Source organism: Sphingomonas sp. ERG5, from assembly GCF_000803065.1.
Classification (GTDB): domain Bacteria; phylum Pseudomonadota; class Alphaproteobacteria; order Sphingomonadales; family Sphingomonadaceae; genus Sphingomonas.
On the sequence record NZ_JSXI01000059.1, the window covers coordinates 123231 to 138009 of the forward strand.

Annotated in this window: 12 protein-coding genes and 2 pseudogenes; 10 read left to right on the forward strand and 4 right to left on the reverse strand. The window is 60.2% G+C overall.

The features are described 5' to 3' along the window. Positions 1–128: 128 nt before the first annotated feature. Positions 129–854 (forward strand): annotated as a pseudogene (locus OO12_RS18910) (magnesium chelatase domain-containing protein); the annotation flags it as partial. A gap of 78 nt (positions 855–932) precedes the next feature. After that, entirely contained in the window at positions 933–1355 is a 423-nt protein-coding gene (locus OO12_RS18915) for a hypothetical protein (protein ID WP_200887510.1), read from the forward strand. A gap of 263 nt (positions 1356–1618) precedes the next feature. On the opposite strand, the gene OO12_RS18920 is transcribed toward OO12_RS18915, so the two are convergent. Both OO12_RS18920 and OO12_RS18925 read right to left on the reverse strand, forming a co-directional pair. Then, on the reverse strand, positions 1619–2218 hold the full coding sequence (locus OO12_RS18920) for a hypothetical protein (RefSeq protein ID WP_034160267.1): 600 nt from the start codon (positions 2216–2218) through the stop codon (positions 1619–1621). Positions 2219–2381: 163 nt separating this feature from the next. Next, complete coding sequence (locus OO12_RS18925; protein ID WP_034160268.1) at positions 2382–3338, reverse strand: IS1595 family transposase; 957 nt, start codon at positions 3336–3338, stop codon at positions 2382–2384. 107 nt (positions 3339–3445) lie between these two features. Here OO12_RS18925 and OO12_RS18930 point away from each other — a divergent pair, with 107 nt between their 5' ends. Next, the gene (locus OO12_RS18930; RefSeq protein ID WP_034160324.1) at positions 3446–3673 is read left to right on the forward strand and encodes a DUF6471 domain-containing protein; all 228 of its coding nucleotides are present in this window, start codon (positions 3446–3448) and stop codon (positions 3671–3673) included. An 11-nt stretch (positions 3674–3684) separates the two neighbouring features. Here OO12_RS18930 and OO12_RS28160 read toward each other — a convergent pair whose 3' ends face one another. Next, entirely contained in the window at positions 3685–4440 is a 756-nt protein-coding gene (locus tag OO12_RS28160) for a hypothetical protein (protein ID WP_152616521.1), read from the reverse strand. A 38-nt stretch (positions 4441–4478) separates the two neighbouring features. Here OO12_RS28160 and OO12_RS18940 point away from each other — a divergent pair. Next, positions 4479–5345, forward strand: a pseudogene (locus OO12_RS18940) (YifB family Mg chelatase-like AAA ATPase); the annotation flags it as partial. Positions 5346–5989: 644 nt separating this feature from the next. Next, the gene (locus OO12_RS18945; protein WP_152616522.1) at positions 5990–6169 is read left to right on the forward strand and encodes a hypothetical protein; all 180 of its coding nucleotides are present in this window, start codon (positions 5990–5992) and stop codon (positions 6167–6169) included. A gap of 194 nt (positions 6170–6363) precedes the next feature. Here OO12_RS18945 and OO12_RS18950 read toward each other — a convergent pair whose 3' ends face one another. Further along, positions 6364–6762 (reverse strand): VOC family protein, encoded by a 399-nt coding sequence (locus OO12_RS18950; RefSeq protein ID WP_034160271.1) that lies wholly within the window; start codon positions 6760–6762, stop codon positions 6364–6366. Between the two features lie 297 nt (positions 6763–7059). On the opposite strand from OO12_RS18950, the gene OO12_RS18955 reads away from it, so the two are divergent. From OO12_RS18955 to OO12_RS18975, 5 genes are all read left to right on the forward strand, one after another. Further along, complete coding sequence (locus tag OO12_RS18955) at positions 7060–7488, forward strand: DUF805 domain-containing protein (RefSeq protein WP_034160272.1); 429 nt, start codon at positions 7060–7062, stop codon at positions 7486–7488. Positions 7489–7568: 80 nt separating this feature from the next. Next, a complete protein-coding gene (locus OO12_RS18960; RefSeq protein WP_034160273.1) occupies positions 7569–8111 on the forward strand; it encodes a DUF805 domain-containing protein in 543 nt (180 codons plus the stop codon). Positions 8112–8321: 210 nt separating this feature from the next. Beyond that, a complete protein-coding gene (locus tag OO12_RS18965) occupies positions 8322–9311 on the forward strand; it encodes a LacI family DNA-binding transcriptional regulator (protein ID WP_268747931.1) in 990 nt (329 codons plus the stop codon). A 273-nt stretch (positions 9312–9584) separates the two neighbouring features. Further along, the gene (locus tag OO12_RS18970) at positions 9585–12017 is read left to right on the forward strand and encodes a glycoside hydrolase family 3 N-terminal domain-containing protein (RefSeq protein ID WP_443024579.1); all 2433 of its coding nucleotides are present in this window, start codon (positions 9585–9587) and stop codon (positions 12015–12017) included. A gap of 23 nt (positions 12018–12040) precedes the next feature. Next, complete coding sequence (locus tag OO12_RS18975; protein ID WP_034160274.1) at positions 12041–14701, forward strand: TonB-dependent receptor; 2661 nt, start codon at positions 12041–12043, stop codon at positions 14699–14701. Positions 14702–14779: the final 78 nt, after the last annotated feature.

Consider the following 14779-nt stretch of genomic DNA (forward strand, 5'->3'; position numbering starts at 1 on the left):
GCTCGACCTCAAAGACTGAAGACGGAGCTGATCGGCAGGTTCCGCATCCATCCTGGCTGTAAAGAGGCGCGACCTATTCCGCTCCGCCACAAACCCGCTACCAATGGCGTCGCAGCGGGGAGGGGTGAATGGTTTCGGTCGTATCGACGGTGGCGTATCTTGGGCTTGAGGCGCGCGCGGTCGAAGTGCAGGTGCAGCTCATTCCGGGTCTCCCCGCGTTCAACATTGTCGGGCTCGCCGACAAGGCGGTGGCGGAAAGCCGCGAGCGCGTGCGCGGCGCGATCGCGGCGATGGGCCTGTCGTTGCCGCCGAAGCGCATCGTCGCCAATCTCTCACCCGCCGATTTGCCCAAGGAAGGGTCGCATTTCGACCTTGCGGTCGCTTTGGCCTTGCTCGGCGCGATGGGTGTGGTCGATGCCGAGACACTGGCCGACTATGTCGTGGTTGGCGAGCTTGGGCTCGACGCGCGGATCGCGCCATCGCCCGGCGTGCTGCTTGCCGCGCTGCACGCCTCGGAGGCCGGCAAGGGCCTGATCTGCCCAGCCTCGCAAGGCGCGGAAGCGGCCTGGGCCGGGTCGATCCAGGTGATCGCCGCGCCCGACATCCTGTCGTTGCTCAACCATTTCAAGGGTCACGGCCTGTTGTCACCGCCCGAACCGGGCGAAGCCGAAGAGGCGATGCACGGCCCCGATCTGGCGCAGGTGAAGGGGCAGGAGACCGCCAAGCGCGCGCTGGAGATCGCCGCCGCCGGCGGGCACAATCTGCTGATGGTCGGCCCGCCCGGTGCGGGCAAATCGCTGATGGCGGCATGCCTCCCCGGCATCCTGCCGCCGCTCGACCCGGCGGAAGCACTCGGCATTATGTAGCAATTGCACCAAGGCGAGTACAGACGTAATCGTATACGATGCGTATGCTACCGTATGACAAACTACATGGTAGAGGGGCTTGCGAAGAAGCGAGCCGAGGTCGCAGGCGAGCTGGAACGAGCGCAGGAGTTGCTTGGCAAACTTGCCAAGGACCTAGAGCATATCGACGCCACGCTACGGATCATCGCCCCTGATCTGGCGATAGAGACGATCAAGCCCAAGGCGTTCCGTCCCCCGGCTGACTGGAGCAAGCGCGGCCAGATGACGCGCATGGTTCTGGATATCCTGCGCACCGCTCGCCAGCCCATGACCACGCGAGAGATAGCCGAACGGATGGTTGTGGAGCGCGGCATCGCAGCCACGCCTGACACGCTCAACAGCATGGGGCGGCGTGTGGCCTGCGCGCTGCGTCGCCAGCGTGAACTAGGCCATGCCACCTCTACCGAGGGAGAGGCCGGGTTCTGGCAGTTATGGACGTTGGCAAGATAGCTCCAAAGCTGAAGTAATTCGGCTTGGAGCGTATGCCGTGAAGCGATAATCTCGACCCATCGAGAACGTGCTTGAGACATGCGCCGGAAGGGTCGGGAGGAAACTCCCGGCCCTTTTTCGGATTTCCATTACGCTCGCAAGCGTGGTATGGGCATACGCCCGCGTGTATCAGACGCGGGCGCAGAGGCCGATTTCGTGACGCAAGATTGAGCTACGGTTTTTTCATGTGCCACCTCCCAGACCGTCTGGTTTTCGGTCCATCCTTACTTAGCTGCTTCAAAGAGACCGGGGGGCGTCACTCCCCCGGTTTCACCTTGCGGTGAACTTGGTTCCGCCCATGGGGGCGGCAAATCTTCGATACGGTACCAGCGGCCGTCACGGCGCCTGAACTTCCGCCCGATATTCTCAAAATGCCTAAGGCGATTGTAAACGGAGCGCACCCCAATGCGCCCGTCAATCTCCAGCACCGCCACCTCGACTTCAGGTGTCGTCATTCCCGGCTGCGCTTCTAGAGCGAGATCTAATGCGCTATCCAAAATACCCTTCGGCGCGCGCGGCGTCGGCGTGGGCTGCTCCGCCAAGGACCTGACCGCCTTGGGTGTCTCAGGCTCTGATTCTGGCTTTCCCGCTTCTAATTCTACCCCTTTTGGCATCTCTGCCTCCGTAGGGCGAGCCGAAGCAGCGGAAGGCGCTGCCATGCTCTGCGCAGCCGACATAATGTCGGCGACGGCAGCTGCGTAGCCATCGGCATACCCAGCCGCACGCCCTGCTCCATGGCCCTCCTCGTAAACGCGCTTAATAGCAGCGTTCAGCGCCTCCTCTATGGGCTTGGCCACCTCTGCAATGTTGATCGTGACGGCCATAGTGGGTTCCTACGCCCAGATGGGCGAACTCGGTATATCCCACTTATATCCGATTCGTGGGCTCCTGCATAGCCCGTTCTCATATCACGAACGCAGTCACACACTGTTCCACTTTTGTTCACGTCAAGTGCTTGGTAAGTGAAGCGCGTAATGAAATGGGGGTTCACGCCTCCCGCTGCCAATACCCTTTCCACTTGCGCGATACCGGCGAAGCCATGGCAGCGCCCGCGACCATAGCGGCCTGAGTGCCGTTCGCTTCGCGACGGTTGTCCTCGCGCCACGCCATTTCACCAGCATATGCGTTGAGATACGGACCCGCGATATGGTGGTGTACGCCAACCTCGGCGCGGCGCAGGCGGCTGAAATAGCTCTCTGCCATGTTGGTGCAGGCCGTGCCGTCTGAGTAGCAAACGCTGTGGTTGATGCGCTTGGCAACGTAAGTGCCGTGCAGGACATCCCAGTGCGAAGCCTCGTCGGCATGGATCACAACGTCATCAGAGACCACAGAGCGGACGTGCGCGACGCCAGCAGCTTCCGACTTGCCAACGAACGTGAGCATGTCGCCGTCGCGCTCGCGAGCCACTACGACCGACTGGCGCTTGCCCGACTGATTGGCGAGCAAGCGACGATCCTTGCGGCCATCCTTGTAGTTGGCAGGCTTCACATAGCCGCCGAAATACGCGCCATCGACTTCGACCACACCGTCAAGGATCTGGCCTGCGTCCTCGCGAGCCATTGTCTCACGCAGCTTGTGGCTGAGAACGAACGCCGTCTTGTACTGAACGTCGAGATCGCGCGAAACCTGGAGCGCGGAAACGCCTTTTGCGCCGTTCACAAAAATGACGATCGCGGCGAGCAGGTCTGTGTAGCTCAGCTTGCGGCTGGCGAAGATGGTGCCGCTCGTGACACTGAACTGCTTGTGACAGGCAACGCACTTGAAGCGACGGCGCGACGTGATGTTGTACGTCTCGGGGCAGCCGCAATCAGGGCACACCGCTTCACCGTCGTTCTCCGGCCAGCGCATCATGCGGAAGGCGTCATAAGCGGCGTCTTCGCCCATCTTGAAGACAGCTTTGAGGCTGAGTGTGCGGGCTGCGGCTGAGAGGAGAAAGTGTTGCATGTCATCGTATCCAGTGCTTATGCATCGGATATAGTGGCATTGATGCACTCTAGGCAATGGCTAATGTATCGTATATGGTGACATTTGCGACGAATGGAGTGCTTTTGATGTCGGATACAGTTTGGGAAGCCAAAGTGAAGGGCCTGTTGAAGGCCGAATTGAAGCGCCGGAACGTCACCTATGCGCAGCTTGTCGAAAAGCTGGCAGCATTAGACGTTGTGGACACAGAGCCGAACATCAGGAACAAGCTGGCGCGGGGTAAATTTACAGCGGTGTTTTTGGTACAATGTCTGGAAGCAATTGGCGCTACGTCGCTGCGGTTGTTGGAGTCCTAACCGTTTGCGGTCTAGGATACTCCAGCTACCAGCTCTACAATGCCAGCGAGCAACAACGCTCCAGCTATCATTATCAGCCAGCCCGCGAGCAAAGCCGCGCCATCATCCTTCCCGGTAAGTCGTATCCCAAAGGCTATCAGCCCAATTGCGATAATCCGCAGGATGACAAAAATGCTGATTTGTGCGCTCAGTGGGCCGCTGTAGATCAGGTCATGGAAGCCAACCGGCTGGCGAGCGCCAACGTGCGGTTGGCTCTTTTTATCTCCATTCTCACCTTGATCGGCACCGCCTTTATCGGATGGACCTTCCTTGAAACTAGGCGGGTTTCCCGCGCCGAATTGCGTGCTTACATTTCGGCCGAAAAAGTGACCGGTAAGCGCAATGGCAACCAACTCGCTGTTGAAGTTAAGATGAAGAATTTTGGCGCGACGCCAGCATATGCAGTCAGGGTTGCTCGCGAATTTGAAATTCTTATCGATGGCGAAATTGGAAAAGTCGAACAGCCTTTTAAGGGCACTGGGGCTCTTTTCGGGCCGGGCGCAAACTTCCTTATACGAAGCGAGATTGACGCCTCCAGATGCGATGATCCGGGGGCGGGCGATCTCGTAATGCTTCTTCGTATCAGAGTTGAGTACTACGACATCTTCGGCAGGCGACAAGAATCTAACGCCTGCTTGCAATATGCCGGAGGGACGAATTTCGAAGCGTACGGGAAGGGCGTCAACACCGCCACCTAACGCCATCAGCGCCGCAAGAAAAACAGACACGCTCTATGCTCCTTTTGGAGCGGCGTTAGGAGCAACACCACCGTTTGCGATGCGTTCGCCCCCTTGCGCGCGGGCGGGCGTCATCGCCTTGGTGCAATTGCTACATAATGCCGGAAGCACTGGAAGTGTCGATGGTCGGATCGGTTGCGGGCACGCTCAACGGTGGGCGATTGACACGCACGCGGCCATTCCGCGCGCCGCATCATTCGGCGTCGATGGCTGCCCTGGTTGGTGGCGGGCTCAAAGTGAAGCCGGGAGAGGTCAGTCTCGCACATCTTGGCGTGCTGTTTCTGGATGAGCTGCCGGAGTTTCAACGCGCGGTGCTCGATTCGCTGCGTCAGCCGCTGGAAACCGGCACGGTCAGCGTCGCGCGTGCCAATGCGCATGTCACTTTCCCGGCACGCGTGCAGCTGGTCGCGGCGATGAATCCATGCCGTTGCGGGCATCTCGGCGACGCCGCGCTTGCCTGTTCGCGCGCGCCGCGCTGCGCCGCGGACTATCAGGCCAAGGTATCGGGGCCGTTGCTCGATCGCATCGACTTGCATGTCGATGTCCAGGCGGTCAGCGCCGCCGACCTGGTCCTGCCGCCGCCCGCCGAAGGGTCGGCCGAAGTCCGCGCCCGCGTGGCCGCGGCGCGCAGCGTGCAGGCGGCACGCTATGCCGATCACCCCGCGCGCACCAATGCCGAGATCGACGGCGCGCTGATGGAAGCGGTGGCGACGCCTGACGAACCCGGCCGCAAGCTGCTCGCACAAGCCTCGGAGGCGATGCGCCTGTCGGCCCGGGGCTATACCCGCATCCTGCGCGTCGCGCGGACCATTGCCGATCTGGCGGGCAGCGAAGACGTGGGCCGCATCCACGTCGCTGAGGCGTTGAGCTATCGGCGCCAGGCGCCGCGGAGTTGAGGTGGCCCAGCATGTCGACCCTGAAGCGCCCGTTCGCGACGATCAAGGATGCACGGGAAGCGGAAGCTGAAGGAGGCCGGTCTTTCAGCCAGCCCAACTAATCAACGGAGCAGCGCTATGGCGACAACGGTTCCGACCGGTATGCACGCCATCACGATCATGGCCGTCAGCGCATGCCAATGCTTGCCTCGATCATTGAATGATCTGACGATTTCTACGATTGCTTGCCATCGGTTCATCACAAAAGATCCCGCGCTAATAAATCTGTGACCCGCTTAATCGCGGGGAGAGTTACAGCGCTCTGGGTCTTGCGACTGAGCTTAGGAATTCAGAATTCCCTTTGGGAAGGTAACCATGCCGGGCCCGGCGCAGTCAACCCATTTGCGACGTGGGGGGTGTGGATAACAAACCTTAAGCGGCCATTTCCATTCATTGCCCTCTCGCCGCAAAGCGCTTGCAATGGAGATACTATGTTCCAAGGCTTGCGATTACGGCGGACACAACACGCCATCGACATTCTTAGAACTGCCGGTTTGCCAAGTAGGCCACGAAGGCAATGCTCGGCGCCGTAGCGATTCAGGAGATGATCATAAGGGTGAGGCCCAACCATGGCTTGCCTCTTCGCAGCGATCAAGAATGCGCGGATGGAACGGAAACTGAAGGAGGCTGTTCTTTCGCGCAAGCCAACTCCGCGGCCGGAGCCCGAAAAGGGAATCTGGCTGCGCAACGGCTGCATCTACCAGCCTTGGTCGACCGGCGATGACGAGAATGTGCGCTGGATTCCGAAGAATGAAGCTACAATCACCAAAGGCGTGGAGCGCTAGCGATCGCTGTTGGAAATCGAATCCGGCCGGGCATGGATCTCCGGGTCAATGATGCCAACCCGATCTATTTCTTCGTCCGGACCGACCATCTGGAACGAAGCGATTTTTCCGGGGCAAAGGTGATGACGACCCAGCATTAGGCGGAGATTCCAGGCCATTCATGCGGGGCGCTGTGCATCCATCCAACGTCGCCACTAAGCGACCGGTATCTCCTGCGCGATTTCCCAGACATGTCCGGCCGGGTCGGCGAACGCGGCGGTACGTCGGCCCCATGGGCGGTCGATCGGGCCGTTCAGCAAGATCACACCATGTCGGGCCAACGCCGCGCATACGGCGTCAGTGTTCTCGACTTTGACGGTGAGCAACATGCGCGTGCCGCTTTCCGCGGGCGCGACGGGGCAGGGTTTGACCAACTCCGGCGCTTCGGTGGATTGCAGCAGATTGACCAGTAATCCGCCGAATTTCAGGACTTCCGACACCTTGTCCGCATATACCGGTTCGGCGGCGAAGACATTTCGGTAGAAATCTCTCGTCGCCTGAAAGTCATCGACGAACAATGTCACGACTTCGATCGCGCCTAGGGATGGTATCATCGTTCCCACTCTGTCCTGATGCTGTGGTGCCGGCAGTCGGCGGTGCTCTAATCAATCGTTTTTCGCGATGCCATGATCATTGGCCTGCCCGCCCGGAGAGGAGAAAGTTTGCAAGCGCAGGCGAACGATCATGACGTCATCGGCATAGCCTGATTGATCCAATGACGGCCGGCAAGGGGTACGATGTCGATCCTCGCCGTGGCTACCGGCGGGGACCGGCGCACGCCGCTTGTGAACCGCCCATAATGCGTTAGGCTGCGGTCCGTGCGGGGGCACGCACAACCGAAAGGGGCTCTCATGGAATGGATGTTGTTACCGTTGAAGCGCTACGCCGACTTTAGCGGACGGTCGCGCCGCAAAGAATATTGGATGTTCGCGCTCGGCCTGCTGATCTTTTATGCCGTGCTCACCGCGCTGATCGTCATGGCCGGCGGATTCGGGTCGCCCGCGGAAGGACGTGGCCCGTCTGCTTTTGGCTGGATTCTGATTACCCTGTCCGTCCTCGCGGTCCTCGCTCTGGTCGTGCCATCGATTGCCGTTCAAGTGCGTCGCTTTCATGATCAGGACAAATCGGGCTGGTTCGTCCTGATCAGTCTGATCCCTTATGTGGGTGGCTTTATCGTGCTGGTATTCATGTGCCTGCCGGGTACGTCTGGCACCAACCGGTTCGGGCCGGATCCGCTCGATCCCAATAGCGTGAAAGAACTTTCCGGCATCTTCAACTGACGGCAGTGGGCGAGCGCGGCCTGGAAAAGGTGTGCGCTCGCCGCTGATCGCGGGCTGAAGGTAATGGTTGGGGCAAAAAAATGGAATTCATGATCCTGCCGCTCAAGCGGTATTTCCAATTCAGCGGTCGATCGCGCCGCAAGGAATATTGGGTGTGGACCCTGTTCGTGGTTATCGCGAATATCGTTCTGGCGCTGGTCGATGCCGGGCTCGGCCTGGATGGCAGCAGCGAAGCTGCGGTGGATGGCAGCGCCACGTCTTTCGCGGCGGCCGCCTATAGTTCGAGCGGCGTTCTCGGTAATATCTTCTCGCTCGCCACCCTGATCCCCGGCATTGCGGTCACCGTCCGGCGCTTGCACGACGTCAATCGCAGCGGCTTGTGGTTGCTCGCTCCGATCGGGCTGCTCGTCGCCTTCATGGTGGTCGCCCTGGCCGGTATCGGTACTGGCGCGTTCATCGCACCAGGAATGGTAGGCCTGGGCATCGTTGCGGTGCTGGCGCTGATCGGGTTCGGCATCCTGCTGCTGGTCTGGACGTGCACTGCCGGCACCAACGGTCCCAATCGCTTCGGCGAGGACCCCAAAGATGACAAACTCGATCATCTCGCCGAGACTTTTTCCTAAGGCATCGGCCATTCCCGTCCGACGACCTGCTCGGCGGGAATAGCTGACATAGGCAACAGCGCGTTGCGGGTGGTGCGCGAGAGAGCGTGGCATGGTCTCGCCGGTCGGACTGCGACTCCTTGAGTAGCGACGCAATTGGCCTAGGTTGCCCTGCTGTGGGGTCATCCACATCCGGAGCGCGAGATCATCAAACGAGCAACAATCATAGACATCGCCAAAGTGACGGGCGTTTCTCCCAAAACGGTGTCCCGCGCGCTTAACGATGTTCCGCATGTGAGCCCGGCCGTCCGGAAAAAGGTCAAGGAAGCGGCTGCCGCTCTCGATTACCATCCCAATATTGCCGCCCAGAGCCTGATCGCCCGTCGCACTTTCCTTATCGGTCTTACCTATGAGCGCCCCAGTCCGAGCTATGTCGTGGAATTGCAGAAAGGGGCGATCGATCGGTTGGAGAACGAGCGTTACCGGCTCGTGGTCCTGCCCTTCGGGGACGTGGCGAGCCGGCCCGCCGAGCTTGGACAATTTCTCGTTCGCGCGGGCCTTGACGGTGTCTTGCTGGCGCCACCGGCCTGCGATCAGCCTGAAGTCCTTGATATCCTGGAACGGCAGAAACTGGCTTATGCCCGGATTACGCCTCATCAGGATCTCGATCGTGGGATCGTCATCGTCATGGACGAATGTCATGCGGCGCGAGATGTCGCCGCACATCTGTTAAAGCTGGGACATCGACGGATCGGCATTATCATGGGCGATCCGTCGCATTCCGCCAGCGCTGCCCGGATGGCGGGCTATCGCCAGGCCTTCGCTGCGGCAGGCGTTTCGATAGACGAGAATCTGATCGTCAGGGGCGATTTTACCTACGATAAGGGCCATGAGGCTGCCTTGATCCTTCTCTCGCGTCGCCCCGCGCCGACCGCAATTCTTGCCCAGAACGATGATATGGCGGTAGCGGCGATGGCGGCCGCGCGCGCGTCGGGGCTGTCGGTTCCCGATGATCTGTCCGTCGCGGGTTTTGATAACTCCGAAATCTCGCGCACCGCATGGCCGCAACTGACGACCGTCCATCAGCCGGTTCATGAAATGGCCTGGGAGGCCACCAACCTTCTCATCGCTGCCCTGGAATCAGGGGATGTCGCGTCATGCCGACGTGATCGACGGCATGAAGTGCTGGCCCGCGGATCGACTGCGGCTCCCGCCGGATAGTCCACAAATCGATTGTCGCCCGCCTGTGTGACGTGTCGCAGTAATCACCGGCCGGCTCGATCGGCCGCTCTAAATTTCCTTCTCCCGGTCATGAATGACGCTCCCGATTGACATTTGTAAATCAGATTCGGTAAACGTTTACCGGACTGATCGGTAAACGTTGACAGTTGAAAGAATGAGTGTGGGGAGGGGATATTGGTCAAACGCAATTTGCGTTTCGCGAGTTACGGCGCGTCGATTCTGATGCTGGTCGGCTTGCCGCTGACGGGATCGATGGCGCGGCTGCCCGATAGTCCTGCATCGTCGACGACGGGAGAGGCGGACCCTTCGGTCTGGCCCCTTCGCGCTGCCTCGCCTTTCGACCCAGCCATCGAGCAGCGCATCTCGCAATTGCTTGCCGCGATGTCGTTGGAGCAGAAGGTCGGGCAGATCATCCAGGCCGACATCGCCAGTGTCACTCCCGACGAGGTCTATCGCTATCATCTCGGCGCGATCCTGAACGGTGGCAATTCGGATCCGGGTGGTCGTTACAATGCGCCGGCTAAAGACTGGCTCGCGACTGCGGACGCCTTTTATGCAGCATCAATGAAACCGGACGGGACGCTGCCGCGAATCCCGATCATCTGGGGCACCGATGCTGTCCACGGGCACAATAATGTGGTCGGCGCCACGCTCTTTCCGCACAATATCGGCCTGGGCGCGGCACGCGATCCGGACCTTGTCCGGCGCATCGGCGCCGCGACCGCGATCGAGATGCGGGTGACGGGGATCGATTGGGCATTCGCCCCAACCCTGGCCGTCGTCCGTGACGATCGCTGGGGCCGCACCTATGAGGGTTTCGCCGAGACGCCGGAAATACCCACTGCCTATGCCCGTCCACTGGTCGAGGGGCTCCAGGGCAAAACCGGCAGTAGCGACTGGTTGCGCGGTCCTCACGTCGTCGCCACCGCCAAACACTTCCTGGGCGACGGCGGTACTGCGGGCGGGAAGGATCAGGGCGACGCCCGGATGGGCGAGACTGATCTGCGAGACCTGTTCAGTCCGCCGTATCTTGCCGCGCTCGATGCGGGTGCGCAGTCGGTGATGGTCAGCTTCTCCAGCTGGAACGGTGTCAAGATGCACGGCAACCGGTCCCTGCTGACCGGCGTGATGAAGCAGCGTTGGAATTTCGACGGATTCCTGGTCGGCGACTGGAACGGCCATGGCGGGGTTGCGGGCTGCACCACGACCGATTGTCCTCAATCGGCCGCAGCAGGGCTCGACATGTATATGGCGCCTGACAGTTGGAAAGAGCTGTATCGAACCACGTTGAAGCATGTGCAGGACGGAACCTTGCCGATGGCGCGGCTCGACGACGCGGTGCGCCGCATCCTGCGAGTCAAGCTACGCGCCGGCGTGTTCGAGGCTGGCAAACCGTCATCGCGTCCCTTTGCCGGTCGCTACGATTTGTTGGGCGGCCCGGATCACCGGGCGCTCGCACGTGCGGCGGTGCGGGAATCGCTGGTGCTGCTCAAGAACGCCAATCACATGTTGCCGCTGAAGCCGGGCGGAAAGATCCTGGTCGCCGGTGACGGTGCCGACAATCCGGCCAAGCAGTCCGGCGGCTGGACTCTGACCTGGCAGGGCACTGACACAACGCGCGCCGATTTCCCCAATGCCCAATCGATCTGGGAAGGAATTGAGGAAAATGTGAAAGCGGCCGGCGGCACCGCAACGCTTGCTCTCGATGGCAGATATTCCAACAGGCCTGATGCTGCGATCGTCGTCTTTGGCGAGGACCCCTATGCGGAATTCCAGGGCGACCGGCCTGATATTGGCTATGAGGATGCGAAAAGCCTGGCAACGCTGCGCGCGCTCAAAGCCGCCGGCATCCCGACCGTCGCCGTGTTTCTTTCGGGACGCGCGATGTGGGTCAATCCGTTTCTCAACGCATCCGATGCCTTTGTTGCTGCCTGGCTTCCGGGATCGGAGGGAGGCGGCGTTGCCGATGTGTTGTTCGGCAAATCCGATTTCCGGGGTAGATTGTCCTACAGTTGGCCGAGATCGAGCGATCAGAACTCGGTCAATATCGGCGATGCCAATTACAACCCGTTATTTCCCTATGGTTATGGGCTGACTTTCGCCGGCAAGGGCGAGTTATCGACGCTGCCGGAGACACGCGCCCAGGCGGCAAGTGGCGGCCCGGGCATCGTCTTTGCTGCCGGCAAACCGGGTGAGGGGCGTCGATTGTTGCTGGGCAAGCCCGGCGCTCTTTCCGTCAATCCAGGTCCTGAACTGATCGTCGCCCGCCCCGCCGACCGGGCGGCGCAGGAAGATTCGGTGCGGATCGGCTGGAGCGGGCAGGGCAACGCCATCGCCGCGATCGTGCAGGATCAGTCGGTCGATCTGACGCGGCAATCAAACGGCGATCTCGCGCTTGAACTGGAGTTGAAGGTCAATGTGCCGCCCACCGCTGAAGTCAGCCTGATGATGCGGTGCGGTGCCAATTGCCTGGGCGGCTTCCCGATCCGCGCCATGCTGGTCGAGGCAGCGAAGACGATGAACTGGACGCGCATCGCGATCCCGCTGCGCTGCTTCGAAAAGGCGGGCGTCAACATGAAGCAGGTCGATGCGCCGCTGATGGTCGCAACGGCGGGCCGGCTCGACATCACACTCTCATCGGCGCGGATCGTTTCGCCCGCCGACGTACAGCTTGCGTGCAAATGAAAATCTAAAAAGGGAGGAAGAAAATGACCAGGGGAACGTTTGCGAGCGCCATGCTCACCATGCTGATGTGCACTGTTGCGGCGGTGCCTGCTCATGCACAGGATATGACGGCCGATCAGCCTCGGACCGGCACCACAAACAAGGCCGCAGCCACCGGCGTAAAAGACGACGCCGACATCATCGTCACCGCCAACCGTCGCGAACAGAATCTGCAGAGTGTATCGGGCGTCGTCCAGGCGCTCGACGCGGAGCAACTCCGCAAGGACGGCATCACGGAATTGCGCCAGCTACAGGTCGCAGTGCCGGGCCTCAGTATCGCCAATCAGGAAGGCAATATCGAAATCTTCATCCGAGGCGTTGGTTCGGCCAACAATACCGAACTCGGAGATCCCGGTGCGGCGCCGCATCTCAACGGCACCTACATTCCCCGTCCGCGCGGCTTGGGCGTGATGTTCTATGACCTTGAACGCGTTGAAGTGAACAAGGGGCCGCAAGGCACGCTGTATGGGCGCAATGCGCTAGCCGGCACGTTGAACATCATCACCGCTAAGCCGCGGCTCGGCCAGTATAGCGGCTATATGCAAGCCGAATATGGCAACCGGTCGTCCTATGGCGCCGAAGGGGCCGTCAACATCCCGCTGGGCGACACCATCGCGGTGCGCGCCGCCGGTTATTACGTCAACAAGGATTATGGGTTCAAAAACGTATCGACCGGGGCTCCCGCGAGCAGCCTGAAGCCGGCCGGCCTCGAAGAGAATTATGCCGGCCGTCTCTCCTTGCTGTGGCAGCCTGACGATCGCCTCTCGGTCTCGGTGATTGGCGATTACGGGAAAGAAACCGGCACCGGCTATCCTGGGGCCAACATTTATAGCGCGGTGATCGCGACCGGCCTGACCCCCGACCAACTCCATCTCAAGGATGTCGTCTATCGTGGATTACAGGGCGACATGCGCAACGAGCTCTGGGGCGTGCAGGGCAAGATCAACTATGATTTTGGTGCCTTTTCCGGCGAGGTGACGGGGAGCTATCGCTCGGTCGATTTCTACCAGGTCAACGCCTCGAGCGACGGCATTGATTATCCGGGCCGCAATCTGTCCACCGAACAATATGATAATTTCTCCGGAAATTTCTGGCAGACCAAGTCGAAGAGCCAGGTTTACGAAGCGCGGCTGTTTGCCAACAACGATCAGCGATTCCGCTGGAACGTTGGCGGCTTCTATTTCAAGGAATTGCAGCAGGTCGGCTACCTGGCGCTCGCAGACCGGGGGTATTGCTGCTATTCAGGCACCGAATTCACGATGCCCGACGTCAAGGGACAGAGTTACGCTTTCTACGGCGATGGAACGTATGACCTGACTCACCGGCTGCGTATCATTGCTGGCATCCGCTATACCGATGAAAAGAAGTCGCGCTATGGCATCGGCGGCAACTGGGCGCTGACGCTCGGTGGCGAAGATTATTCCTGTTGTTTCGGGACCCGGGTGGGCACCGAAGGCTTCCGCCCAAATCTGCTCGACCGTCCCAATTTCAATGTCACTGGTCTCACCACGCCGCAGCAAATGGCGCAGTTCCTGATTCAGGGCATCAAGACCCCGGGGGTGCGCGATACGCTGATCGGTCAGATCGGAGCGATCGCCAACGGGACCAATCCCAACGGCACCTGCATCCAGCGGCCCGACCTCAACAACGGCTTCGTGCAATGCCCGGTCAATAATCCGTCGGACAAGAATGGCGGGTTCAGCTTCGTCAATCTGACCATTCCCGGCCAGCAGGTTGGCAGCTCACAGTTCAACTTCGTCGACTGGCGTCTCGGGGTCGAATATGACTTGAGCGACCGCAACATGTTGTATGCGAAGGCGTCCACCGGCCACAAGGCGGGCGGATTCAACGACAGCTTCAACGGATCGACGATTCCTGAAACCTACCGGCCTGAAAAGCTGCTCGTCTATGAAGTTGGTAGCCGGAACAGCTTCAACCTGTTCGGGCGAAAAACGATCTTCAACCTCACTGGCTTCTACTACGACTATACCGGCGAGGTCTTTCAGGACTTGACCTGCATCAACCTCGATAAGACGCAGAATCCGCCGGTGTGTAACGGCTACTCCCTGGTCAACCGCAACATCGGCGCGTCACGTATCTATGGCGCAGAGGCCGAACTGCGGCTCAAGCTGCCGGCCCATTACGCGCTCGATCTGAATATCGCCTATCTTGATACGAAAATCACCCGCGGGGTTGTGGCCGACGCACGCGGGACGGACAACAGCGCCGGCGGTAATGCGCCGCTCATCAGCCTTGTCGGCAACCGCTTGCCGCTCGCGTCGAAGATCAATGCCAGCGCGCATCTTTCGCAATGGTTCGATGCTGGTCCTGGCCGTCTCGACTGGCAGGCGCTGCTGACCTACCGTTCCTCTTACTATCTCACGCAATTCAACGAGGACGATATCGTATTCCTGAACGGCACGAGGCAGACCGCGTTGGCAGCTGGTTTCCCCGATCGACAAAAGGGATATGTCACACTCAATCTCGGCATTGGCTACACCGTCAGGAATTTCCGACTTGAAGCGTGGGCGAGCAACTTTTTCGATGAGGAAGTCTCGCAGAAAGCGCTGGTTGGACCAGCGCTCAATATCCGATTCCTCAACGACGCTCGCAGCTATGGCGCGCGTGTACGCGTGAATTTCTAAGAGAGGTCGATCGCAGCCCCCGCCTCGAATTAAGGCGACAGGTTGTTGATCAGGCTCGGTATTGAAGACACTTTGGGA